Source organism: Pseudomonas fluorescens HK44 (assembly GCF_000217955.3).
Lineage (GTDB): Bacteria > Pseudomonadota > Gammaproteobacteria > Pseudomonadales > Pseudomonadaceae > Aquipseudomonas > Aquipseudomonas fluorescens_AQ.
Window position 1 is genome coordinate 539,207 of record NZ_AFOY02000004.1, and the last position, 23,461, is coordinate 562,667.

Here is a 23,461-nt window from a genome sequence, read left to right on the forward strand (position 1 = left end):
AAATTATTTTTCAATATTCAGCGCTGGCGCACATTCGTTGATCTTCAACCCGCCAGCATCGGGTAAGTAAAAAGACCAAAGTGCAGCAGATTCAAACCAAAGTGCGTGGCGATGGCGGCCCCCAGCCCACCGAAACGGTACGCCAGCCCGTAACCGACTCCGGCAAGGCTCGCCAGCAGCACCCATTGCCAGCCAGCGCCGAGGTGTGCCAGACCGAACAACAACGTGGCGCCAAGCAGGGCGAGGTGTTCGCCGTAGCGCAGGTGTTGCAGACAGCGACTCAAGCCGCCCTGAATGTAACCGCGAAACAGCGCCTCCTCGACCAGCGTCACCAGCAGCAGGTTGTTCAGTACCCAGAGCCAGCCTTGATCGGGCCACTTCGGCGCCCAACTGATCATGCCCAGCAGCAGCGCGCCACCAAGAGCGGTCAGCACGCTAAAGGTCAGTGCCGCGGCGGTGGCGCAAAGTGAGAGGCGCAGGGAGCGGCGTCTGACAATCCACGGGCACATCAGCAACAGCCAGAAGCCAATCAGTGGTTTGTCCAGATTCAGGTACATGGAAAACGGCATGGCATCAGCGCTGAAGCGTTCCGGGCCGATACCGCGACCGTTGTAGAAACCGGGAAGCCAGTGCATTGCCAGCGCTACCGCCAGGAAAACGAACAGGCCGTGACCCAGGACGCGGCCGACCTCGATCTGTGGTTGGCGAACGGCAAAACCGGCAAACACTAACAACCCGACGGAAATGGCCGCCAGCCAGCCGAGTTGGCTGAAGATCAGGGCCAGTGCGTAGCCGATGGAGAGGAGTGCCAGGTAGAGCCATGGCAGAGCAATCATGTGAAGTCCTTGTTTCCGGGATTTTGCAGTGTGACGTGATCCACTGTGGGAGCGGTGCGATTAAAGGGACGTTCTCAAAGCAAACAAAAACACCGCCCAAAGGCGGTGTTTTTGTCAGTGCGACATTATGAAGCAATCAACTGCCGCAACACATAATGCAGGATCCCTCCTGCCTTGAAGTATTCCACTTCGTTCAGCGTGTCGATCCGGCACAACACGTCCACCTTCTCGTTGCTGCCGTCCTCGCGGGTGATTACCAGCGTCAGGTTCATTCGCGGCGTCAGCTCGACGCCCGTCAGCCCTTGAATGTCGAGGGTCTCCTTGCCGGTCAGGTTCAGGCTCTTGCGGTTCTGGTCGAGCTTGAATTGCAGCGGCAGCACGCCCATGCCCACCAGGTTGGAACGGTGAATCCGTTCGAAGCTCTCGGCAATCACTGCTTTGACGCCCAGCAGGTTGGTGCCCTTGGCCGCCCAGTCACGGCTTGAACCGGTGCCGTATTCCTGACCCGCAATCACCACCAGCGGGGTTCCCGCCGCTTGATAGCGCATGGCGGCGTCGTAGATCGCCAGTTTCTCCCCGGTCGGAATGTAGAGCGTGTTGCCGCCTTCTTCGCCACCGAGCATTTCGTTGCGAATGCGGATGTTGGCAAACGTGCCGCGCATCATTACTTCATGGTTGCCGCGACGTGAGCCGTAAGAGTTGAAGTCTCGCGGTTCCACACCTTGTTCACGCAGGTAACGTCCGGCCGGGCTATCGGCCTTGATGTTGCCGGCGGGGGAGATATGGTCGGTGGTCACCGAATCGCCGAGCAGCGCCAGTACGCGTGCACCGCTGATGTCCTGAATCACCGGCAGGGGGCCGGAAATGTCATCGAAGAATGGCGGATGCTGGATGTAGGTGGAATCCTTCTGCCAGACGTAGGTCGCCGCTTTCGGGACTTCGATGGCTTGCCACTGCGCGTCCCCGGCAAACACCTCGGCGTATTCCTTATGGAACATCGCGGTGTCGACCTGCGCCACGGCGTCGGCGATTTCCTTGCTGCTTGGCCAAATGTCCCGCAGGTACACCGGCTTGCCATCCTTGCCTTCACCCAGCGATTCGCTGCTGATGTCCATGCGCACGCTGCCGGCCAAGGCATACGCGACGACCAGCGGCGGTGAGGCCAGCCAGTTGGTTTTCACCAGTGGGTGCACGCGACCTTCGAAGTTACGGTTGCCGGACAGCACCGAGGCGACAGCCAGGTCGGAGCTCTGGATGGCTTTTTCAATCGGTTCCAGCAACGGCCCGGAGTTGCCGATGCAGGTGGTGCAGCCGTAGCCGACCAGAGAAAAGCCCAGTTGATCGAGGTATTGGGTCAGGCCGGCGGCCTTGTAGTAGTCGGTGACCACTTTGGAACCCGGCGCCAGAGAACTTTTCACCCACGGTTTGCGCTTGAGTCCTTTCTCCACGGCTTTTTTGGCCACCAGCCCGGCAGCCATCATCACGCTCGGGTTGGAGGTGTTGGTGCACGAGGTGATGGCGGCAATCACCACGGCTCCGTTTTTCAGTCGATACGTCTGGCCCTCGTACTCGTAATCCGCTTCGCTCACGAGATCGGCATTGCCGACGGCAACGCCACCACCACCTTCGCTTTCGAGGCGGCCTTCGTCCTTGCTGGTGGGGCGGGCGGGCTTGACTTGCAAACCGAGGAAGTCAGTGAAAGCCTGGGCGACATTCGGTAGCGACACCCGGTCCTGCGGGCGTTTGGGGCCGGCGAGGCTGGCTTCGACGCTGCTCATGTCCAGCGCCAGGCTGTCAGTGAACACCGGTTCTTGACCGGGCAGACGCCACAGGCCCTGGGTTTTGCAGTAGGCCTCGACCAGTTTCACCACGGCGGTGGGCCGACCGGACAGGCGCAGGTACTCCAGTGTCACCTCATCCACTGGGAAAAAACCGCAGGTGGCGCCGTATTCCGGGGCCATGTTGGCGATGGTCGCGCGATCCGCCAACGGCAACTCGGCGAGGCCGTCGCCATAAAATTCGACGAATTTTCCGACCACGCCTTTCTTGCGCAGCATCTGGGTGACGGTCAGCACCAGGTCGGTGGCGGTGATGCCTTCCTTGAGTTTGCCGGTGAGTTTGAAACCGATCACTTCCGGGATCAGCATCGACACCGGTTGGCCGAGCATCGCTGCTTCCGCTTCGATGCCGCCAACCCCCCAGCCGAGTACACCGAGGCCGTTGATCATGGTGGTGTGGGAATCGGTGCCGACCAGCGTATCCGGGAAGGCATAGGTGCGGCCGTCCTCATCCTTGGTCCACACCGTGCGGCCAAGGTATTCCAGGTTGACCTGGTGACAGATGCCGGTGCCCGGCGGTACGACGCTGAAGTTGTCGAAGGCGCTCTGGCCCCAGCGCAGAAAGGCGTAACGCTCGCCATTACGCTGCATCTCGATGTCGACGTTCTGGGTGAAGGCCGTGCTGCTGGCGAATTTGTCGACCATCACCGAGTGGTCGATCACCAGGTCCACCGGCGACAGCGGATTGATTCGCTGCGGATCGCCACCGGCCTTGGCCATGGCGGCGCGCATGGCCGCGAGGTCGACCACCGCTGGTACGCCGGTGAAATCCTGCATCAACACGCGCGCGGGGCGGTACTGGATTTCCCGGTCGCTGCGCCGTTCTTTGAGCCAGGCGGCGAGGGCCTTGAGGTCGGCGCCGGTGACGGTTTTTTCGTCTTCCCAGCGCAGCAGGTTTTCCAGCAGGACTTTGAGTGACATCGGCAGCTTGTCGAGATCGCCCAAGGATTTTGCGGCTTCCGGCAGGCTAAAGTAATGGTAGGTCTTGTCGTCTACTTTCAGCGTTTTAAGGGTCTTCAGACTATCGAGGGACGGCATTGAAATGACTCCTTTTGGTCCGCACGGCTACGGACTGGCGGGACAGACAGAGTTCTTAACCTAGCCCTGTTTGGACATTAAGGCTAATAACCGGACGCTATGGACAAGTCCGGCGTTGCGAACTCGGCTATCATGCGCCGGTTTTCGTGACAGGCTTTGCTTCAACGCAAGTCTGGGCATCGCGCAGTGGTTGAATGTCTCGCCATCTGCCCAGGAGTAATAATGAACACCCTCTTTATGCATTGCCGACCGGGCTTCGAAGGCGAAGTCTGTTCCGAGATTTCCGAACACGCCGCGCGGCTGAACGTGGCCGGTTATGCCAAGGCCAAAGCCGCCAGCGCCTGCGCCGAGTTTGTCTGCACCGAAGAAGACGGCGCCGAGCGCCTGATGCGCGGGCAGCGTTTCGCCGAGCTGATTTTTCCGCGCCAATGGGCGCGCGGTATTTTCATCGATCTGCCGGAAACCGACCGCATCAGCGTGATCCTCGCCCATCTGGCGAGCTTCCCGACGTGCGGCAGCCTGTGGCTGGAAGTGGTCGATACCAACGACGGCAAAGAGCTGTCGAACTTCTGCAAGAAATTCGAAGGCCCGCTGCGCAAGGCGCTGACCGGGGCCGGCAAGCTGGTGGACGACGCCAGCAAGCCGCGTTTGCTGCTGACCTTCAAAAGCGGCCGTGAAGTGTTCGTCGGCCTGGCCGAGGCCAACAACTCGGCGATGTGGCCGATGGGCATTCCGCGCCTGAAGTTCCCGCGTGAAGCGCCCAGCCGTTCGACCCTGAAGCTGGAAGAGGCATGGCACCACTTCATCCCGCGTGATCAGTGGGATGAACGTCTGCACAGCGACATGACCGGCGTCGACCTCGGCGCCGCACCGGGCGGCTGGACCTGGCAACTGGTCAATCGCGGCATGCTGGTGACGGCTATCGATAACGGCCCGATGGCTGAAAGCCTGATGGACACCGGGCTGGTTCAGCACTTGATGGCGGACGGTTTTACCTTCAAGCCCAGGCAACCGGTGGACTGGATGGTCTGCGACATCGTCGAGAAGCCGGCGCGCAACGCGGCGATGCTGGAAGAGTGGATTGGCGAGGGGCATTGCCGCGAGGCGGTGGTCAACCTGAAGCTGCCGATGAAGCAACGTTATGCCGAAGTTAAGCGCTTGCTTGAGCGCATTGCAGAAGGCTTCGAGGCGCGTGGCATTCGGGTCGATATCGGCTGCAAACAGCTGTACCACGACCGCGAAGAAGTGACCTGCCATTTGCGCCGGCACGACGTAAAGAAACCGAAAACCCGCTGATTTCTATCCGCGGGGGGTTGTGTGGCGAGGGAGCTTGCTCCCGCTGGGCTGCGAAGCAGCCCTGAAACCAGCGCCCCAGTAGCAGCACGAACACCGGGTGCACAGGTTTTACGACGGCTTCGCCGCCGAGCGGGAGCAAGCTCCCTCACCACAGTTACGCGTTGTACGATCTGTTAAGTGAGCCGACATTGCGCGACAATGCTGGCCAGTTTCAGGAGTGGATCATGAGTGAAATGATTAATGCGCCGGTAGACGGCACCCTCGACGCCACCGGCCTCAATTGCCCGGAGCCGGTAATGATGCTGCACCAGCATATTCGTGACCTGGTGCCTGGCGGTCTGCTCAAGGTGATTGCCACCGACCCGTCGACCCGTCGCGACATTCCCAAGTTCTGCGTGTTTCTGGACCATGAACTGGTTGGACAGCATGAAGATGCCGGGACTTATCTGTACTGGATTCGCAAGAAGTCCGATTAACGGACCCGAAAAAAAGGCCTGCGTTTGCAGGCCTTCTTTTTACCGTCGCTTAACTCACTGCCCGACTGATGCGGATCCGCTTGCGTGCACTGCGCGTCAGGCGGATCGACAGCATCAGCGCCGCACAGCTCAGGCCCGCAATCAGACCTTCCCACAGCCCGCTCGGGCCGCTGGCCGGGCCGAACCAGTCGGTCAACCCCAGTACGTACCCCACCGGCAGGCCGATCCCCCAATAGGCGAACAACGTCAGGATCATCGTCACCCGGGTGTCCTGATAACCGCGCAGGGCGCCGGCACAGATCACTTGGATGGCATCGGAAAACTGGTACAGCGCGGCATAGACGATCAGCATCGAGGCAATCTGGATAACGGTCTTGTCGGCGGTGTAAATCGAGGCAATGGGTTCGCGCATGAACAGAATCAGGCTCGCCGAGAATGCGGCAAACACCAGTGCCGCGCCCAGGCCGACTTTCGCCGCGAAGCTTGCCTGATACGGGTTGCCGGTCCCCAGCGCCTGACCCACCCGCACGGTGACCGCCATCCCCAGGGAGTAAGGAATCATGAACAGCAGCGAGCTGATGTTCAGGGCGATCTGGTGTCCGGCCACGACAGTCGATCCGAGGCTGCCGATCAGCAGGGCGATGACCGCAAAGATGCTGGACTCGGCAAATACCGCGATACCGATTGGCAGGCCGATGCCGACCAGACGTTTGATCACCGCCCACTGTGGACGATCGAAACGCACCAGCACACGCGTAGGGGCATAGAAGGGCGCCCAGCGGGTCCAGCCGGCCATGCTCAGCGCCATGAACCACATGACGATGCCGCTGGCCCAGCCGCAACCGACGCCGCCGAGGGCCGGCAGGCCGAAATGGCCATAGATCAGCGCGTAGTTCACCGGAATGTTCAGCAATAGACCGCTCAAGCCAATGACCATGCTTGGTCGGGTGCGACCCATGGCATCGCTGTAGCAGCGCAGTACGTAGTAGAAGGCAATGCCGGGAAAGCCGAAGGCGATACCGTGCAAGTAGCCCATGCTCGGCTCAATCAACTGCGGGTCGACTTTCATCCAGTGAAGGATCGGCTCGGCGCCAAGCAGCAGGCCACTGCCCATCAGTCCGACACAGAGTGCCAGCCACAAGGCCTGGCGTGCCAGAGGCGCAATCTCTTCGTGCTGCTTTGCGCCAAAGCGTTGGGCGATCTTGGGGGTGGTGGCCAGCAGAACCCCGGTCATCAGCAGGTAGATCGGAATCCAGATCGAATTACCCAGTGCGACCGCCGCCAAATCCCGTGGGCTGACCCGGCCGGCCATCACCGCATCGACAAAGCCCATGGCAGTGGTTGCCAGTTGCGCGATCATGATCGGCAGCGCCAGGCCAAGCAGGCTTTTAAGCTCCAGGCGAACCCGGGCCGGGCGGTTGAGGGAAGTAGCGACGAGGCTGTCAGTTACGGAATTCACAGGCGGAGCGTCCAAAGAGGTTTGATGCGCAAGGCGGCGCATTCTACGCATTGACGCCACAGTCAGGAAAATTCCTGTGTTAGGGATTTGTAATCGGTTGCCGGACGTTTCGACATCCCTGTGGCGAGGGAGCTTGCTCCCGCTGGGGCGCGAAGCGGCCCTAAAAATGGGACTGCTACGCAGTCCAGCGGGAGCAAGCTCCCTCGCCACAAGTAGTGCATTGTCTGCTGGCTCATCACCTTCATCTACGCCTACACTGCCGATCCGCCAAAGGAGCCTGCCATGCTGATTGTTGCCGACGAAAATATCCCGCTGCTCGATTCGTTCTTTGAAGGTTTCGGTGAAATACGCCGCGTACCGGGACGCTCCATCGACCGTGCCACTGTCAAGGCAGCCGATGTGCTGCTGGTGCGTTCGGTGACCAACGTCGACCGCGACTTGCTCGAAGGCAGCAACGTGCGGTTTGTCGGCACCTGCACCATTGGTACGGATCACCTGGATCTGGACTACTTTCAGCAGGCCGGCATCACCTGGTCCAGCGCGCCGGGTTGCAATGCCCGTGGCGTGGTCGACTACGTGTTGGGCAGCCTGCTGACCCTGGCCGAAATCGAAGGCGTCGATCTGGCCGAGCGCACTTACGGGGTAGTCGGTGCCGGTGAAGTCGGTGGTCGGCTGGTCAAGGTTCTGCAAGGTCTGGGCTGGAAGGTGCTGGTCTGCGATCCACCGCGTCAGGCGGTCGAAGGCGGCGATTTCGTCAGCCTGGAGCAGATCATCGGGCAATGCGACGTTATCAGTTTGCACACCCCGTTGAGCAACAACGCCGAGCATTCGACCTGGCACCTGTTTGACGAAAACCGTTTGAACCAGCTCAAGCCCGGCGCCTGGTTGATCAACGCCAGCCGTGGTCCGGTGGTGGACAATACCGCGCTGCGTGAAGTGCTGCTGGCGCGCGAAGATCTGCAAGCGGTGCTGGACGTGTGGGAAGGCGAGCCGAGCGTCGATATTGGCTTGGCCGAGCTGTGTGTGATCGCCACCCCGCATATCGCCGGTTACAGCCTTGACGGCAAGCAGCGCGGCACTGCGCAGATCTATCAGGCGTTTTGCCAGTTCCTCGGGCAACCGGCCCAGGTCTCCCTTGATGAGCTGTTGCCGGCACCGTGGCTGGCGCAAGTCCATTTGAACGCCAGCTGTGATCCGGCCTGGGCCTTGGCGATGGTCTGCCGTGGCGTGTACGACCCGCGCCGCGATGACGCGGATTTCCGCCGCAGCCTGGTGGTCAGCGGTGCCGAGCAGCGCACGGCGTTTGACTTGCTGCGCAAGCATTACCCTGAACGGCGTGAGATTGACGGGCTGAAGGTGCGCATTGAGGGTGAGTCGCCGGCATTGCGGCAAATGGTGGCGGCGCTGGGGGCGGTGGCTATCTAGGGACCGAGTCGACCTCATCGCGAGCAGGCTCGCTCCCACAGGGTTTTGTAAACACCGAAAATCCACTGTGGGAGCTTGCTCGCGATGAGGCCCTGACAGACGGCATTACTCTCGAACGGGTAATAAAAAACCCGGCCAAGGGGCCGGGTAGGAAGACGTAAGGCTATGTATCAATCTTGCTTGGCAGGCTTGACCAACCGTTGTTCCAGTTCGCGGCACGCACTCTGGATCATATCTTCAGTGATCGGTACTTCGCGCCCTTGAGCGTCAATGATGGAGCACCCCAGAGACTGGTCTGGCCGGGTGCGGATCACTTGAATCTTGTCATCGCTGCTGTTTTGCAAGGACATGGCCTGTCTCCTCATCAGGTTGTGCGTTTACTGTAGAGCCACCAAATGACCAAGCTGTGACAACTCCCTACAGGGGACAAGGCGGCACTACCAGTCCATCAGAAATAACCCCGGACTTCTAGCCGGACTTTAGACCGATAACATCTAGGCTCTATTGTCAGTGGTCATATTTAACCTGACTCATTGAGATTTACAGCGTTGCGGCGGATTGACCGGTGTAGGCTTGGCCGGGTTGATTCTTTCAGTTTGCGCTTTCGGATGATCCTGATGCTGTCTGCCCGTCACCGCCGCGCGATTCGCCTGGCCAGTCGTTTTGTTGCACCTTACCGTTGGCAGGCGCTCGGTGCCTTGCTGGCGCTGATCGTCACTGCCGGTATTACCTTGTCCATGGGGCAGGGCATTCGCCTGCTGGTGGACCAGGGCTTCATGACCCAGTCACCGCAGTTGCTCAACCAGTCCATCGGCGTGTTCATGTTGCTGGTGTTGGGCCTTGCGATCGGCACTTTCATGCGTTTTTACCTGGTGTCGTGGATCGGTGAGCGTTGCGTGGCCGATATCCGTCAACAGGTGTTCAATCATTTGATTTACCTGCACCCGGGGTTTTACGAGAACAACCGCAGTTCCGAGATCCAGTCGCGCCTGACGGCCGATACCACGCTGCTGCAATCGGTGATCGGCTCGTCGCTGTCGCTGTTTCTGCGCAATTTGCTGATGGTCATTGGCGGAGTCGTGCTGCTGTTTATCACCAACCCGAAACTCACCAGTATTGTGGTGGTGACGCTGCCGTTGGTGATCGCCCCGATTCTGATCTTCGGCCGCCGGGTTCGCCGCCTGTCACGCTTGAGCCAGGATCGCATTGCCGACATCGGCAGCTATGTGTCGGAGTCCCTCGGCCAGATCAAAACCGTGCAGGCCTATAACCATCAGGTGCAGGACGAACAACGCTTCGCCGTCACCGTGGAAGAGGCGTTCGACACCGCACGCAAACGTATCGTCCAGCGCGCCTGGCTGATTACCCTGGTGATCATGCTGGTGCTGGGGGCGGTTGCGGTGATGCTGTGGGTCGGCGGCATGGATGTGATCGCCGGTCGCATTTCCGCGGGTGAGCTGGCGGCCTTCGTGTTCTACAGCCTGATCGTCGGCAGTGCCTTTGGCACTTTGAGCGAAGTGATTGGCGAGCTGCAGCGGGCGGCCGGCGCGGCTGAGCGAATTGCCGAGTTGCTGCGCTCGGAAAACATCATCCAGCCACCGGTCTCGGGGCAAGTGACATTGCCTGATCGAGTACGTGGCGATTTGCTGCTCGAAGATCTGCGCTTTTCCTACCCGTCGCGGCCCGAAAGCTACGCTATCGATGGTTTGAGCCTCACCATCAAGGCCGGCGAAACCCTCGCGCTGGTCGGACCTTCGGGGGCCGGCAAGTCGACGGTTTATGACCTGCTGTTGCGCTTTTACGATCCGATAGCGGGCCGCATCCTGCTCGACGGCGTGCCGTTGACCCAACTTGATCCTATGGATTTGCGCCGGTGTTTCGCGCTGGTGTCGCAAAACCCGGCGCTGTTCTTCGGCAGCATCGAAGAGAACATCCGCTATGGAAAACCCTCGGCGACCCTGGCCCAGGTCCAGGAAGCGGCGAAGATTGCCTACGCTCACGATTTCATCGAAAAAATGCCCAATGGCTACCAGACGCATCTGGGCGACGGCGGCCTCGGACTCTCCGGCGGTCAGCGTCAGCGCCTGGCCATCGCCCGGGCGTTATTGGTGGATGCACCGATCCTGCTGCTGGACGAAGCCACCAGTGCCCTTGATGCGCAAAGTGAACACCTGATCCAGCAAGCGCTGCCCAGCCTGATGAAAAACCGCACCACGCTGGTCATCGCCCATCGCCTGGCCACGGTAAAGAACGCCGACCGGATCGCAGTGATGGACCAGGGAAAACTGGTAGCGGTGGGTACACACCATGAACTGATCGCCAGCAATGCGCTGTATGCGCGGCTGGCAGCGTTGCAGTTTGTAGGCGTCGCCGAAGACGGCGATCTTTTCGGGGCAGAATGACCAGGCAAATTGGAGGTGCTGTATGGCCTTGCATTCGGGCACTATGTCGACCTTTGTTACAGGCCAGGACAGAAAATGAGTCGTTACCAGCCACCGTTGACACTGACGGCCAAAATGCTGACGTTGATCGCCGAGATCAGCGAGCAAATTGGTCGGCTTTCAGCTGTGGACGACTCCCGGCAAACGCCACAGCTGCGTCGTGGCAACCGGATTCGTACGATTCAGGCCTCGTTGGCGATCGAGAACAATACCCTGAGTGTGGAGCAGGTCACCGCCGTTCTGGCGGGTGAGCGAGTACTGGGTTTGCCCAGGGAAATCCAGGAAGTTCGCAATGCTTTCGCAGCTTATGAAGCCATGCCGCAATGGCAGCCGAGTACGCGGGCTGATTTGCTGCAAGCTCATTCGCTATTGATGCATGGCTTGATTGATGATGCCGGACAGTTTCGCCGGGCCGGGGTTGGCATTTATCGCGGTGACCAATTGGTTCACATGGCCCCACCGCCGAGCCGCGTTGCACATTTGATTGATGACTTACTGGCGTGGCTCGCAGGCTCTGATTGGCATCCGCTGATTATCAGTTGTGTATTTCATTATGAGTTCGAATTCATTCACCCGTTTGCCGATGGCAATGGACGCATGGGCCGTCTCTGGCAAACCGCGATACTCAGTCGTTGGCGACCGGTACTGGCTTATCTGCCGGTTGAAGCGGTGATTCGGGCGCAACAGGATGACTATTACGCGGCGTTGTCGGCGGCTGATCAACTGGCTGAAGCGACACCATTTGTCGAGTTCATGTTGCAGGCGTTGAGCGTAGCGCTCGAAGAAGCGGTCCGAAGTTCGCCTCTGACCGACCAAGTAACCGACCAAGTAACCGACCAAGTAGCGCGATTGTTGCGTGTGCTTGATGGCAGCTCTCCACTCAAGGTCAATGAGCTGATGGCAGAGGTGGGGCTGTCCCACAAAGCGACCTTCCGGGCCAACTATCTCAAACCCTCGCTTGCTGCCGGGTGGATTGAAATGACTGATCCCGACTCACCCAATAGCCCTGCTCAGCGGTACCGACTGACCACACACGGTCAGCAGGTTGCCAGACAGTTCGGCCGATAGGCGCTGCCAAAGGTTCGGGTCGTGTTTGGACGTTTTTTGGCGGCAATAAAAATGCCCACATCAATCGATGCGGGCATTTTTTGTTGGGGTCTCAAAGCAAGATTAAAAGATCGCAGGCTTCGCCAGCCCCTACGTAACCCGGTTATTGATCGTCGAAATACCGCTCCTGCCAATCCACCAGCGGCTGCGGCGAGTTGAGTTTCTGGCCGTAGATCACCGAGTAAGACAGCACGTTCTGTACGTACTGGCGGGTTTCGTCGAACGGAATGCTTTCCACCCAGACATCGAAGCTCAGGTGGTTGGCACCGCTTAGCCACTGGCGAACACGGCCGGGGCCGGCGTTGTAGGCTGCGGTGGCGAGGACACGGTTGCCGTTGAACTGGCTGTGGACCTGACTCAGGTAGGCCGCGCCGAGCTGGATGTTTTTGTCCGGTTCCAGCACTTGCTGCGGCGAGGCCAGCGGAATACTGAACTTGCGCGCGGTTTCCCTGGCGGTGCCGGGCATCAACTGCATCAGGCCGCTGGCGCCGACGCCGGAGCGGGCGTCGTCCATGAAGGCGCTTTCCTGGCGGGTAATGGCGAATACCCAGCTCGAATGCAGGCCGCGGACCTTGGCTTCACGTACCAGGGTATCGCGGTGGGCCATCGGGAAACGAATGTCCAGGTCATCCCAGTACTGCGCCTGACTGATGGTGCGGATCGCCGGGAAATACCATTTCAGGTCGTACGCCAGTTTTGCCTGGGCAACCATTTCGTCACGGCTGAAGTGACGGCTGACGTTATACCACTCGCGGCGCCCGTCAACGATCTGCCCGCGGGCAAGGAATTCCAGCGCCCGACGTATGCCCGGCGTATTGCGAACCTTGTTGATCAGCGCCGGGCTCAACATCAGCGGTTTGTTGGTCAGCGAATAAGGTGATTGCGAGCGGTCGGCGGCAAGGAATCCATAGAAGTCACGCTCACGGGCCAGGCTCTTGTACAGGGTTTGCGCTTCCGGGTTTTGCGGCTGGGCCAGCTCCAGGCTGCGGGCCTTCCAGTAGCGCCAGCGATTGGTAAGGGCCAGATCCTGTGGCAGGCGGCGGGTCAACTGATAGGCATCGTCCCAACGTGCCAGGCGCAACAGCAAGCGCAAGCGCCATTCGGATACGGTGTTGTCGCGCAGATCCGGGTCGTATTTGGTCATCACGTTGAGGGCGCGGCTGTCGAAGCGACGGGCCAGGGTCAGGCCGATTTCACGGGCGATAGCGACTTTTTCTTCGCTGGAAAAGTGCATGCTGGCGGCATAACTGTCGAGCAGGGCCATCGCCCGGTCTGGATCCTGGCGCGCGAAGCGGCGCAGACCAAGGCTGACAATGTCGGACATGGCTTCATCGGCCGGGGTAAAGCGCGAAGGCTGGTCGAGCATTTCAGGTCTTTGCGCGACGTCAACCAATAAGCGCCCACGCGATGCCAGAGTGGTCATGTTGTTGATCAAACTGTTGGCCAGCGCATAGTTGCGTGCATGAGCGGCGAGTTTGAGGCGTTCCCAGCGTTTCTGTTCGGTCAGTTGGCCCTCGGCGGCCCATTGCGCAAACAACGAGTCGCAGGCTTCAGGCTGGGATTTGCCGGTCAGCCAGAGTTTGTCAGCGTTGGCGTAACCTTCGGACTTGAGGTTATGACCGATCTGGTATTGCGCATTGAGGCAGTCCAGTTCGGTGAAATTGAGCTTGGGATCGTAGTATTTGACGAAGGTTGACCAGTCACCCCGCTCAGCCAGCCAGCGCAACCAGCGCAATTTCATCCAGTTGGCTTGCGGCAGGTCGCCGTGCTCGGCAAGGAATCTTTCGATTTCATCGTTGCTTGCGGTTTTCAGGCGCGCCGTCAGCTCGTCATAGGCCAGATACGGCTCCAGCGGGTAATCGCTCAGCTCCTGGCTGTAGCGAAAATACGGGCCGGTATCACCTTTGGCCAAGGCGCGCTTGGCTTCGTCGTAATATTGGCGTTGGGTGGACAGGTCCACCGCCTGGGCGGATTGAACGGCAGCGGCAGAAAGAAGCAAACACGATAAAAAACTGAAAAGGCGACTGCGCATGAGACATCCGGGCAGAAAAAACACGACAAGTGCCTGCAAATGCCAGCACTGATTATTTATAGCTTAGCCTTTTGCCAACAACCGGTGAAAGCTTTGCCGGCTCGTCGGCACGAGTTCGTAACAATTGTTGTGCCGGAGGCTGTTCGACTTGAAAATGCCGGCCTTCTGACGTCGCAAGTCAGGTAGAATGCGCGCCCGGTTTTTGGAGAAGCTCATGACCCTGCTCAAATTCAGCGATGTGTCCCTTGCTTTCGGCGCTATGCCGTTGTTGGACAAGGTGTCCTGGCAGATCGCCCGTGGTGAGCGGGTGTGCATCATCGGCCGCAACGGCACTGGCAAATCCAGCATGATGAAGCTGGTCAAGGGCGATCAGAAGCCTGATGACGGCTCCGTCTGGCGCGCACCCGGCCTCAAGATTGGCGAATTGCCGCAAGAATTGCCGGTGGCCGACGAGCGGACAGTGTTCGACGTGGTTGCCGAAGGTCTGGACGGTGTGGGCGAATTGCTCGCGCAGTACCACCACCTGAGCCAGAACATCGTGACCGACGCTGATCTGGACAAGCTGATGCACGTCCAGCACGACCTCGAAGCTCGCGATGGCTGGCGTTTGCAGCAATTGGTCGACAGCACCCTGAGCCGCCTGCAATTGCCGGCTGACAAAACGCTTGCCGAATTGTCCGGTGGCTGGCGTCGTCGTGTCCTGCTGGCGCAGGCCCTGGTTTCCGAACCGGATCTGCTGCTGCTCGACGAACCGACCAACCACCTGGACATCGGTGCCATCGCCTGGCTCGAAGAGGCCTTGAAGGATTTCCAGGGCGCCGTGCTGTTCATCACGCACGACCGTTCTTTCCTGCAAAACCTGGCCACCCGCATCCTGGAACTGGATCGCGGCGGCCTGATCGACTGGAACGGCGACTACGCCAGCTTCCTCGTTCACAAGGAAGCCACGCTGGCCGCTGAAGAAACCGCCAACGCGTTGTTCGACAAGAAGCTGGCCCAGGAAGAAGTCTGGATCCGCCAGGGCATCAAGGCTCGCCGCACCCGTAACGAAGGCCGTGTTCGCGCCCTCAAGGCTCTGCGCGTCGAGCGTAGCGAGCGTCGTGAGCGCACCGGCAAGGCCAACATTCAGCTGGATACGGCTGACAAGTCCGGCAAGCAGGTGATGGTCCTCGAGAACGTCAGCTTTGCCCACCCGGATGGCCCGTTCCTGATCAAGGATTTCTCCATGGTCCTGCAGCGCGGCGACCGTATCGGTCTGCTGGGCGCCAACGGTACCGGCAAAACCACTTTGCTGAAGTTGATGCTCAGCGGTTTGCAGCCGACCAGCGGTACGGTTGAAGAGGGCACTCGCATTGATGTGGCCTATTTCGACCAGCTGCGCCATCAGCTGGATCTGGAAAAGACCGTGATCGACAACGTCGCCGAAGGTCGCGACTTTATCGATATCGACGGTCAGAGCCGTCACGTATTGAGCTATCTCGGCGACTTCCTGTTCAGCCCGCAGCGTGCCCGCACGCCGGTCAAGGCATTGTCGGGTGGTGAGCGTGCACGTCTGTTGCTGGCCAAGTTGTTCAGCAAGCCGGCTAACCTGCTGGTACTCGACGAACCGACCAACGACCTCGACGTGGAAACCCTCGAGCTGCTCGAAGAGGTCTTGCTGACCTTCAACGGCACTGTGCTGATGGTCAGCCACGACCGGGCATTCCTCGATAACGTGGTCACCAGCACCCTGGTCTTCGAAGGTGAAGGCAAGGTTCGCGAATACGTCGGTGGTTATCAGGACTGGCTGCGTCAGGGCGGCTCGCCGCGGCTGTTGGGCGTGACCGAGAGCAAGTCCGGCAAGGCAGACCTGAACTCTGCGGTCGTCACCGCAGCGCCTGCGCCAGTGGCGGCTCAAGAAGCGCCAGTGGCCAAGAAAAAGCTCAGCTACAAGCTGCAGCGTGAGCTGGAAGCGCTGCCGGGCGATATCGATGCCAAGGAGCAGCAGATCGCCGCGGTGCAAACCGAAATGGCCGATGCCGGTTTCTATCAGCGTCCTGCTGCCGAAACCGCCAAGGTCATTGCGCAGCTTGAGCAACTGCAAGCGGAACTCGACGTATTGGTCGAGCGCTGGGCCGAGCTGGATGCCTGAATGATCCGTTGCTGATGTAAAAAAGCCCGACGTTCATCGCTGAACCTCGGGCTTTTCATATGCAATGCGATCTACAGACCGAAATAGATTCATTGTGGGAGCGAGCCTGCTCGCGATGAGGCCCTGTCGGTCGAAATCAATGTTGACTGACAAGCCGCCATCGCGAGCAGGCTCGCTCCCACAGGGGTACGGGCTTTAGCTTTTGATCAGGCGCACTGCCAGGACATCGCAAGGGGCACCATGCAGCACGTCATTGGCGGTGGAGCCCAGCAGCAGTGCGAGGCCGTGGCGGCCATGACTGCCCACGACGATCAGGTCGCACTCCTGTTCCTTGGCCATATGATGGATTTCCTGGCGCGGTTGGCCATAGGTCAGGTGGCTGTATTCTTTGGAAAGTTCAGGATATTTGTTGATCAGGCGCTCAAGGCGCTCCTTGGCCTGGTCGAATTGCTGTTGCTGCAATTGCGACAGGTCCATCGGCACGTCACCACCAAAGGCCATGGCCATCGGTTCGACAATATGAACCAGGGACAATTTGGCACCGTTGCTGACCGATAACTCGCGAGCACGGTGAATCACAGGATCGCACTCTTCGGTTAGATCTACAGCGACCAGAATATGGTGGTAGGGCATGAGGTGCTCCTCCTGAGGATTGCGATAACGGTAAGTATGGCTGGTTTCACGCGGATTGGTTCTGACAGGGATCAATCTGCCCATCAAGAATCGGGAGTACAGATATGACGGTCTGGATAGTGGTGTCAATCCTCGCGGTGGTGCTGAGCCCGTTGGCATGGTTGCGGCCTTCGCGTAAACAGGGGGGGCAGATGGCCTTGCGCATGGAGGCGCGGCGTATTGGCCTGGCCATGCAGCTGGCACCGCAGGAGTGGCCGCATTGGCTGGAGCCAGCGCCGCCCAGCCCGTGTGCGCAATACCATCGTCCGCGACGGGGTAATAAACCGGCGTGCTGGATTTATTGGCAAAGTTCGCCAGGCGTGTGGGTCAATCAATGGCGAGAGATTTGTCAGGATGAGTCGGTGCTGATTCATTTCCGAAAGTTGCCAGCCAACGTCTACAAGGTTGAGGCCGACAAGCAAATGATCACGTTGTATTGGGGGGAGCGGGGCGAGGCCGAGGTGTTGCAGCAGATCGATGCCGTCCTCAAGGCGCTGGCTTGAACAACAGGCCATAAAAAGGGGGGCAAGCTCCCCCTCCGGTGGTTACCGGCCACTTGTGACGCGGAGCATGACAACGATCGGTCACGGGCGCGCGTTCTGTCTGCTGCTAAGATGCCGGCTCTTTCCCAAAGAGCGGGCATCAATGCTTTCTCCTCTCAGCGACTGGCTGCCCAATGCCCCGCTTGAACGTCTTCATCTCGACTGGCTCGCCATCGCCGGTATCGAGGTGGCAATCCTGCGTCTGGACCGGATCGACCCGCTGATCTCCGGTAACAAGTGGTTCAAGCTCATTGATCATCTAAGGGTGGCCCGCGAGGCCGGTGCCGAAGGTGTGATGAGTCTGGGCGGTGCCTGGTCCAATCATCTGCATGCGCTGGCGGCAGCGGGTAAACGCTTTGGCTTTCCTACCGTCGGCCTGCTGCGCGGGCATCCGCAAGATACCCCGACCGTTCAGGATTTACAGGCTTTTGGCATGCAACTGCACTGGTTGGGTTACGGTGGTTATCGTGCGCGCCACGAGCCGGGTTTCTGGCAGCCATGGCAAGTGCAATACCCGCATCTGCATCCGGTCCCCGAAGGCGGCGGCGGTGTACTGGGTGCGCGTGGCTGTGGACAGTTGCTGACGCAGGTCAGCGTACAGCTGAACGAGTTGGGCTGGAATGACCATGATGGCTGGTGGCTGGCCTGCGGAACCGGCACCACGCTGGCCGGGCTGGTGCTGGCCGAGGCGGGGAGGCATCCGGTGTATGGCGTGCTGGCGGTGCCCGATGATCATGGCGTGGCGCAGCAGATCGAGGCAATTCTCGACGAATGCGGCTTGCCGGGCGGGGGATATGAGCTGTTCGACGGCAGTGGCGGCGGCTTCGCCAAAGTCGACTCGCCGTTGCTGGAATTTATCGAACGCTGTGAGCAGGCCAGCGGTATCCCGCTGGAGCCGCTGTACACCGGTAAAGCGCTATGGGCACTCAAGCAACAGGTCGATGTCGGATATTTTGCCTGCGGCACACGCTTGATTTTCGTGCACACCGGCGGCTTGCAGGGCCGTCGGGGGTTTATGTCACTCAGTCAGGGCTGACGCGCTTGGGCATCATCCGCAGCAGGGTGTTATCGCGCACCACGTAATGGTGATACAGCCCAGCCACGGCATGCAGGCCGATCAGCCAATAGCCGAGGGTGCCCGCCAGTTCATGCCAGCCCTTGATCTGCTTGGCCAGTGGTTTGTCTTCCCCGATCAGCAACGGCAGGTCGATGCCGTAGAACATCACCTGATGGTCGTTGGCGCTGGTGACCAGCCAACCGAGAATCGGCGTTGCAATCATGAAAATATACAGCGCCCAGTGCATCAGCCGGGCGAGTACCGTTTGCCATGGGGGTGATGCCGGGAAGATTTGCGGAGCGCGTCCCAGGCTGCGGGCGAACAGCCGTAACCAGACCAGTGCGAACACGGTCAGGCCGAGCATGTAGTGCGTTTCCGTAATCAGGGCTCGGCCGCCACTGCCCCTGGGAAACATCCCCCGCAGTTCGATACTCGCGTAAACCAGCGCCAACAGTACCAGCATCAACCAGTGCAGCATGATTGATACGGTGCTGTAGCGTGATTCGGAATTCTTCCAGGGCATACGGTTTTTCCTCGCTTATCAGGTCTGGAGCCCCCCGCTCTTGTATGACGGAGTGGGTTAACTGTAATCCTGTTTGCGAGGTTTTGCCTGAGTCAGATCAGGCTGCGTGCCTCATCGAGCGCTCTGCGACAGACTATTGGGTAAAAAAAGCGCCAGCCCCGGTGCAGGGGCTGGCGCTTTTCTTTTTGCATTTGGCGCAGTAATCAGCTGCTGTGTGGCATCTCGCCGTTGGCCAGGCGCTTGTTGATGTCGGTGCAACATACAAGCAGCTGCCGAACGCAGCCTTCGGCAGCCGCTACGGGGGGCGAACATCTCGGGGGAGGCTCTCGTGCACCCTAGCGAGTGGCGTCCGGGCCGTTTACCAGCCAGTCGAACAGCAGACGCGCTTCACGCGGTTGGCGCTGAGTGCTGGGGGGGGTAGCGTGGTCGATGAAGCTCAGGCGCTGTTCGTTGTTCCAGTGTTGCTGGAAATAATCGGCCAGCGCCACGCATTGCCCTGGATACAGCAGGCAGAGTTGTTCGGGAGTACGGGCGAACTCGCTGGCCAGGCGCTGTTTCTGTTCTATCGTCAGCGACAGGTTGCCCAGTGCCTGGCTTTTTCCGGTCATCAGCACATCGTCACGGTTGAGGCTCCCCAGTTCCTTGAGCCCGGGACGCGGCATGCGCACGATGTACCACGTGGTGTCGGCCAGGCGTTCGGTGGTGGCGCAAGGTCGCTCGAACAAGTAGATCTCGCCGCCCCAGCCCGTCGGCGATGCCTTTTGTTCAGCGGCTACCCTCGGTTGCGGTTCGCTCGGTTGTAGGCCAATGAAACCTGCGCAAAGCAGCGGTCGATCAGGATCGCCGTCGAGGAAACTCACGTGCACCTCGCTGCCAGCCAGTGGCAAGGTCGGGCGTCCTGTCCCCATATGGGCGATCGGCAACCAGATGCCTGAGGAGCCTTGCCTGTCGGATGGCGCATCAGGCCACAGACAGATGTTGATTCGCCCGTGTTCGTCGAGGTGCGGCGGCATTCCTGCCGGGCCGAGGACCCGAGCCATCTGGTAACCGCTGATACACGGCCTGGAATGTTTGAGGGGCGGGCGGAACTCGGTTGACCAGGGGATGGCCTTGAATTGATTGCGATAAACCGCCGCCTTCGGCAACACAGTGTCGGTGCCAGGCGGTTTGCCCTGGTGCAGCACTTCGCTTAGCAACCATTGATCGTTGAACGCCGGGACGGGATGCCCGGTGACTTGCAGCAGCCGGCCGCTGAGCAGGTCGGGCAGTGTACTGTGGCCCTGAACCAGACGATGCAGGCTGCGCAGACGTTCGAGTTCGCGGCGACCGAGCTGGTTACGACGGACTTGCGCCGGGTCGATTCGACCCGTTGGGTGCAGGCTGTCGAGGCAGGGCTGGTTGGCACAGGCGTCTGGTGCGAGGGGCGCGCGGTCAGTGCTGGCGTGCTGCGCAAAGGTGGTTTGCGGCCCTGTAGTCGGCCGGCTATGGCATTGAAAGAGCTGGCTGATCCGCGGCTGTTCGGCATCCAGTGCAGTGGGGTGAAAAGTGCTCTCGACCGGCCGCTGGGCAAAGCTGTCGCTGTCATCGGCGAACACCAGCACGTGCCGGTCGTGTTGATGTTCGAAGTGATAGTGGATGCCTTCCTCTTCGCACAGCCGTTGCAGCAGGTTCAGATCGGTTTCATCGTACTGGAGGCAAAACGGGCGCGGCGGATATTCACCGTTCGGTAACTCGAAGCGGTAGCTGTCGGGCGGCAGTCGATGCTCGGCCAGCAACTGGCGCAAGAGATCGGGCACACTCAACTGCTGGAACACCCTTCGACCGCGCTGCTGCTCCAGCGCAAGCAGGCGGGGGGCCAGGTTCAGGCTGTAGCCGATCTGCTGCGCACCGCAGTATTGCAAACCGGCGCTGTGGATGATGCCGTGGATGCCGGTAGTAGGGCTCAGGCTGAGGAATGCCGGTTGATGCAACAGCAGATCCAGACTCAACGCCGGCTGCGGGCCGCGCATATCGATGTCGAATCGATAGACCTGATTGAGGGCTTCACGTCCGCTGAACTGTTGGACCTGAAAGCTCAAGGCGAGCTCGGTGAGCGTCAGGATGAAGGGACTTTCCATGTCGATGTACATCAAACACTCTTCTGCCATGAGGTACGGGACACAGAGGTTACGAAACACCGGCGCTCAATAGTCACCGTAAACCTGCTTTTCAGAAAAGCCCTACAACATGTTGTGAATATGTCGATCGCTCACAACACTTTTTGGTCGATTGCCAACTTTTTGCCGTATAAACTTGCGCAAAGCGTCGGCCAATAGATGTCTCGGCGCCACAGATCAAGAGAGTGAGTAATGGGCGCACAGTGGAAAGTTAAACACAAAGAAGCGGCTGCCAACGCCAAGGGCAAGATCTTCGGCAAACTGGTGAAGGAAATCACTATTGCTGCACGTAACGGCGCTGATATCAGCACCAACGCGCACCTGCGTCTGGTGGTCGAACAGGCGAAAAAAGCCTCGATGCCGCGTGAAACTCTGGAGCGTGCAATCAAGAAAGGCTCAGGCCAGCTCGGCGAAACCGTGCAGTACCACCGCGTGACCTACGAAGGTTTCGCCCCGCATCAGGTGCCGCTGATCGTTGAATGCGTGACTGACAACATCAACCGTACCGTGGCAGAAATCCGCGTAGCGTTCCGTAAAGGTCAGTTGGGGGCTTCCGGCTCTGTGGCCTGGGATTTCGACCACGTGGGCATGATCGAGGCATCCCCGGACAGTCCGGATGCCGATCCGGAAATGGCTGCTATCGAAGCCGGTGCACAGGATTTCGAGCCGGGCGAAGACGGCGCGACCCTGTTTATCACCGAAGCCACCGATCTGGACTCCGTGCAGAAAGCCCTGCCTGAGCAGGGTTTTACCGTGTTGTCGGCGAAGCTCGGCTACAAGCCGAAGAACCCGGTCAGCGGCCTGACCGACGCACAAATGGAAGAAGTCGAAGCCTTCCTCGAAGGCCTCGATAACCATGACGACGTGCAGGACATGTTTGTCGGGTTAGCGGGTTAATTTGTGACCTGACCTGTGGCGAGGGAGCTTGCTCCCGCTGGACGGCGAAGCCGTCCCAACAACAGCGGCTGCTGCTGCGCATCCGAACGGGAGCAAGCTCCCTCGCCACCGGTTTTGTATGTGCCGTTAGTGATTTGAGTTACAGGCGGCCAACTCTTGCACGATCTTGCTGAATCCCGGGCGCGCCAGCACTTCCGGCTGACAGCAGCGGCTCTGCAAGTCCAGCAAGCGCTCACGGCGTTCAACGCTCAAGCCTGAATCGATCCGCTCCAGCAGCTCACCCAACAGAATCCCGAAGGCCCGCACTTCGATGCGTTGCAGCGCGCGCGTCTCCAGCGTGTCAGAGGTGGCGTGGAAGGACGCTGCGCCAAAGTCGCCCAACAGGCAATCGCCGTGCTCATTCCACAGCGTATTGTGGCCGTACAGGTCGCCGTGGGTGATGCCCTGCTGATGCAGGTGCGCAGCCGCCGAGGCAATGCCGCTGGCGATCCGTAGCGCCACCGTTGCACTGAAGCGCGTGTCCTCTGCGTACACATCACGGCTGCAAGACGCCAGGCTCGGCAGCGCCGCCAGATTGCGATAGCTCGGCTCGATCAAGTGCATGACCAGCCCGGCCTGCGCCTGCGGATGCCCGACGATCCGGCCCTCGACTTTGATCAGGTTGGGATGAATACCGGCTGTGATGCAGGCATTCATCTCATGCAACGGTGAGCCGTCGCTGGTCATGTGCCCCTTGTAGAGTTTCACCGCAACCTTGCGCTCAGGCTGCGATGGTTGCTCCCACACGGCCTGGTGAATTACCCCGGAAGCGCCTTCGCCCAGTTGTTGCTGCAGGTGCAGCTGCGACCAGGGAATGTTCGCCGTGGCTTCGAGCGCGGCGGCATCGGCCTCGGTTTCCAGCGGGTTGCCGGCGTACGCCAGCCAGGCCAGCCCGGGCAATGTCAGCAGCCATTGCGGTAACTCGGTCATGCGGTTGGCGGCGATGCGGAGCAGCTCCAGCTGATGACACTGGCTCAGGCTTGCGGGCAGGCTTTGCAGGTGGTTGCCGGCCAGCATCAGTTTTTGCAGGTGTGGCCGTTCGCCCAATTCGCTCGGCAATTCGCTGATGCAGTTGTCGGTCAGGATCAGCCAGCGCAGCAGTGGCGGCAGTGAGGCGGCCGGGACTCGCTCAAGGCGGTTGGCCTTGAAGCCGATCATCGTCAGTTGCGCGCATTGACCGAGGCAGGTCGGCAGCTCGCGGAACTGATTGTCCGAGCAAAACAGCACGCGCAGATGCGTCAGGCGATGCAGGTCATCCGGCAAGCTGCTCAAGGCATTGCCGCTGAGGTTGAGCACCTCCAGCGTATCGGCCAGGTCGAAGATTTCCCGGGGGAACTCGGTCAGGCCACACGACAGATCCAGACGTTTGAGCCCTGCAAGCGCGCCGGCCCGCAGTTGTGCAAGGGTATGCATGAACACATCCAACCAATGAGAAGAGAACGGCAAGTCGCCCACAAAAAACGCCGCCATGATAACGGCAAAATCCGCTGTGCTGG

18 protein-coding genes are annotated in these 23,461 nt (G+C 59.9%); 9 read left to right on the plus strand and 9 right to left on the minus strand.

Annotated features, from left to right (window positions below; genetic code table 11):
- Nucleotides 1–44 precede the first annotated feature (44 nt).
- Complete coding sequence (locus HK44_RS04440; RefSeq protein WP_019689561.1) at nucleotides 45–836, minus strand: CPBP family intramembrane glutamic endopeptidase; 792 nt, start codon at nucleotides 834–836, stop codon at nucleotides 45–47.
- A 125-nt stretch (nucleotides 837–961) separates the two neighbouring features.
- Nucleotides 962–3,712 carry an aconitate hydratase AcnA gene (gene acnA, locus HK44_RS04445; RefSeq protein WP_019689562.1) on the minus strand — a complete coding sequence of 917 codons (2,751 nt, stop codon included), beginning with the start codon at nucleotides 3,710–3,712 and terminating at the stop codon, nucleotides 962–964.
- 222 nt (nucleotides 3,713–3,934) lie between these two features.
- On the opposite strand from acnA, the gene rlmM reads away from it, so the two are divergent.
- Both rlmM and tusA read left to right on the plus strand, forming a co-directional pair.
- Nucleotides 3,935–5,008 carry a 23S rRNA (cytidine(2498)-2'-O)-methyltransferase RlmM gene (rlmM, locus tag HK44_RS04450; RefSeq protein ID WP_019689563.1) on the plus strand — a complete coding sequence of 358 codons (1,074 nt, stop codon included), beginning with the start codon at nucleotides 3,935–3,937 and terminating at the stop codon, nucleotides 5,006–5,008.
- A 224-nt stretch (nucleotides 5,009–5,232) separates the two neighbouring features.
- Nucleotides 5,233–5,484, plus strand: coding sequence for a sulfurtransferase TusA (tusA, locus tag HK44_RS04455; RefSeq protein WP_019689564.1), 252 nt, complete (start codon nucleotides 5,233–5,235; stop codon nucleotides 5,482–5,484).
- A 49-nt stretch (nucleotides 5,485–5,533) separates the two neighbouring features.
- Here tusA and HK44_RS04460 read toward each other — a convergent pair whose 3' ends face one another.
- The gene (locus HK44_RS04460) at nucleotides 5,534–6,943 is read right to left on the minus strand and encodes an MATE family efflux transporter (protein WP_024264741.1); all 1,410 of its coding nucleotides are present in this window, start codon (nucleotides 6,941–6,943) and stop codon (nucleotides 5,534–5,536) included.
- 282 nt (nucleotides 6,944–7,225) lie between these two features.
- Between HK44_RS04460 and pdxB the strand changes: the two genes are divergently transcribed.
- Nucleotides 7,226–8,368, plus strand: coding sequence for a 4-phosphoerythronate dehydrogenase PdxB (pdxB, locus tag HK44_RS04465; protein ID WP_019689566.1), 1,143 nt, complete (start codon nucleotides 7,226–7,228; stop codon nucleotides 8,366–8,368).
- A 170-nt stretch (nucleotides 8,369–8,538) separates the two neighbouring features.
- Here pdxB and HK44_RS04470 read toward each other — a convergent pair whose 3' ends face one another.
- Complete coding sequence (locus HK44_RS04470) at nucleotides 8,539–8,718, minus strand: PA1571 family protein (protein WP_019689567.1); 180 nt, start codon at nucleotides 8,716–8,718, stop codon at nucleotides 8,539–8,541.
- Between the two features lie 258 nt (nucleotides 8,719–8,976).
- Between HK44_RS04470 and HK44_RS04475 the strand changes: the two genes are divergently transcribed.
- Nucleotides 8,977–10,770 carry an ABC transporter transmembrane domain-containing protein gene (locus tag HK44_RS04475; protein ID WP_019689568.1) on the plus strand — a complete coding sequence of 598 codons (1,794 nt, stop codon included), beginning with the start codon at nucleotides 8,977–8,979 and terminating at the stop codon, nucleotides 10,768–10,770.
- A 75-nt stretch (nucleotides 10,771–10,845) separates the two neighbouring features.
- Nucleotides 10,846–11,877 (plus strand): Fic family protein, encoded by a 1,032-nt coding sequence (locus tag HK44_RS04480; protein WP_019689569.1) that lies wholly within the window; start codon nucleotides 10,846–10,848, stop codon nucleotides 11,875–11,877.
- Between the two features lie 142 nt (nucleotides 11,878–12,019).
- Here the strand turns inward: HK44_RS04480 and HK44_RS04485 are convergent, their stop codons facing one another.
- Complete coding sequence (locus tag HK44_RS04485; RefSeq protein ID WP_019689570.1) at nucleotides 12,020–13,948, minus strand: transglycosylase SLT domain-containing protein; 1,929 nt, start codon at nucleotides 13,946–13,948, stop codon at nucleotides 12,020–12,022.
- 214 nt (nucleotides 13,949–14,162) lie between these two features.
- Here HK44_RS04485 and HK44_RS04490 point away from each other — a divergent pair, with 214 nt between their 5' ends.
- A complete protein-coding gene (locus tag HK44_RS04490) occupies nucleotides 14,163–16,079 on the plus strand; it encodes an ATP-binding cassette domain-containing protein (protein WP_019689572.1) in 1,917 nt (638 codons plus the stop codon).
- A gap of 195 nt (nucleotides 16,080–16,274) precedes the next feature.
- Here HK44_RS04490 and HK44_RS04495 read toward each other — a convergent pair whose 3' ends face one another.
- Nucleotides 16,275–16,712 carry a universal stress protein gene (locus tag HK44_RS04495; RefSeq protein ID WP_019689573.1) on the minus strand — a complete coding sequence of 146 codons (438 nt, stop codon included), beginning with the start codon at nucleotides 16,710–16,712 and terminating at the stop codon, nucleotides 16,275–16,277.
- A gap of 104 nt (nucleotides 16,713–16,816) precedes the next feature.
- Here HK44_RS04495 and HK44_RS04500 point away from each other — a divergent pair, with 104 nt between their 5' ends.
- Together HK44_RS04500 and HK44_RS04505 are read left to right on the plus strand one after the other, a co-directional pair.
- Entirely contained in the window at nucleotides 16,817–17,254 is a 438-nt protein-coding gene (locus tag HK44_RS04500) for a hypothetical protein (protein WP_019689574.1), read from the plus strand.
- A 142-nt stretch (nucleotides 17,255–17,396) separates the two neighbouring features.
- On the plus strand, nucleotides 17,397–18,329 hold the full coding sequence (locus HK44_RS04505) for a 1-aminocyclopropane-1-carboxylate deaminase/D-cysteine desulfhydrase (protein WP_019689575.1): 933 nt from the start codon (nucleotides 17,397–17,399) through the stop codon (nucleotides 18,327–18,329).
- On the opposite strand, the gene HK44_RS04510 is transcribed toward HK44_RS04505, so the two are convergent.
- Nucleotides 18,316–18,873, minus strand: a complete 558-nt coding sequence (locus HK44_RS04510; protein WP_019689576.1) for a cytochrome b — start codon at nucleotides 18,871–18,873, stop codon at nucleotides 18,316–18,318. The genes HK44_RS04505 and HK44_RS04510 overlap by 14 nt on opposite strands.
- Before the next feature lie 335 nt (nucleotides 18,874–19,208).
- Entirely contained in the window at nucleotides 19,209–21,002 is a 1,794-nt protein-coding gene (locus HK44_RS04515) for a type VI secretion system Vgr family protein (protein ID WP_019689578.1), read from the minus strand.
- A 219-nt stretch (nucleotides 21,003–21,221) separates the two neighbouring features.
- Between HK44_RS04515 and HK44_RS04520 the strand changes: the two genes are divergently transcribed.
- A complete protein-coding gene (locus HK44_RS04520; protein WP_019689579.1) occupies nucleotides 21,222–21,926 on the plus strand; it encodes a YebC/PmpR family DNA-binding transcriptional regulator in 705 nt (234 codons plus the stop codon).
- A gap of 126 nt (nucleotides 21,927–22,052) precedes the next feature.
- On the opposite strand, the gene HK44_RS04525 is transcribed toward HK44_RS04520, so the two are convergent.
- Nucleotides 22,053–23,378, minus strand: coding sequence for a leucine-rich repeat-containing protein kinase family protein (locus HK44_RS04525; RefSeq protein ID WP_024264743.1), 1,326 nt, complete (start codon nucleotides 23,376–23,378; stop codon nucleotides 22,053–22,055).
- Nucleotides 23,379–23,461 lie beyond the last annotated feature (83 nt).

What these genes read in the sequence shown, in the direction of transcription:
- HK44_RS04505 (WP_019689575.1), top strand. Translation starts at nt 17,397, where the DNA reads ATGCTTTCTCCTCTCAGCGACTGGCTGCCCAATGCCCCGCTTGAACGT.
- HK44_RS04480 (WP_019689569.1), top strand. Translation starts at nt 10,846, where the DNA reads ATGAGTCGTTACCAGCCACCGTTGACACTGACGGCCAAAATGCTGACG.
- HK44_RS04500 (WP_019689574.1), top strand. Translation starts at nt 16,817, where the DNA reads ATGACGGTCTGGATAGTGGTGTCAATCCTCGCGGTGGTGCTGAGCCCG.
- HK44_RS04490 (WP_019689572.1), top strand. Translation starts at nt 14,163, where the DNA reads ATGACCCTGCTCAAATTCAGCGATGTGTCCCTTGCTTTCGGCGCTATG.
- HK44_RS04520 (WP_019689579.1), top strand. Translation starts at nt 21,222, where the DNA reads ATGGGCGCACAGTGGAAAGTTAAACACAAAGAAGCGGCTGCCAACGCC.
- HK44_RS04515 (WP_019689578.1), bottom strand. Translation starts at nt 21,002, where the DNA reads ATGTACATCGACATGGAAAGTCCCTTCATCCTGACGCTCACCGAGCTC.
- rlmM (WP_019689563.1), top strand. Translation starts at nt 3,935, where the DNA reads ATGAACACCCTCTTTATGCATTGCCGACCGGGCTTCGAAGGCGAAGTC.
- HK44_RS04485 (WP_019689570.1), bottom strand. Translation starts at nt 13,948, where the DNA reads ATGCGCAGTCGCCTTTTCAGTTTTTTATCGTGTTTGCTTCTTTCTGCC.
- acnA (WP_019689562.1), bottom strand. Translation starts at nt 3,712, where the DNA reads ATGCCGTCCCTCGATAGTCTGAAGACCCTTAAAACGCTGAAAGTAGAC.
- HK44_RS04510 (WP_019689576.1), bottom strand. Translation starts at nt 18,873, where the DNA reads ATGCCCTGGAAGAATTCCGAATCACGCTACAGCACCGTATCAATCATG.
- HK44_RS04525 (WP_024264743.1), bottom strand. Translation starts at nt 23,378, where the DNA reads ATGCATACCCTTGCACAACTGCGGGCCGGCGCGCTTGCAGGGCTCAAA.
- HK44_RS04470 (WP_019689567.1), bottom strand. Translation starts at nt 8,718, where the DNA reads ATGTCCTTGCAAAACAGCAGCGATGACAAGATTCAAGTGATCCGCACC.
- pdxB (WP_019689566.1), top strand. Translation starts at nt 7,226, where the DNA reads ATGCTGATTGTTGCCGACGAAAATATCCCGCTGCTCGATTCGTTCTTT.
- tusA (WP_019689564.1), top strand. Translation starts at nt 5,233, where the DNA reads ATGAGTGAAATGATTAATGCGCCGGTAGACGGCACCCTCGACGCCACC.
- HK44_RS04495 (WP_019689573.1), bottom strand. Translation starts at nt 16,712, where the DNA reads ATGCCCTACCACCATATTCTGGTCGCTGTAGATCTAACCGAAGAGTGC.
- HK44_RS04440 (WP_019689561.1), bottom strand. Translation starts at nt 836, where the DNA reads ATGATTGCTCTGCCATGGCTCTACCTGGCACTCCTCTCCATCGGCTAC.
- HK44_RS04475 (WP_019689568.1), top strand. Translation starts at nt 8,977, where the DNA reads ATGATCCTGATGCTGTCTGCCCGTCACCGCCGCGCGATTCGCCTGGCC.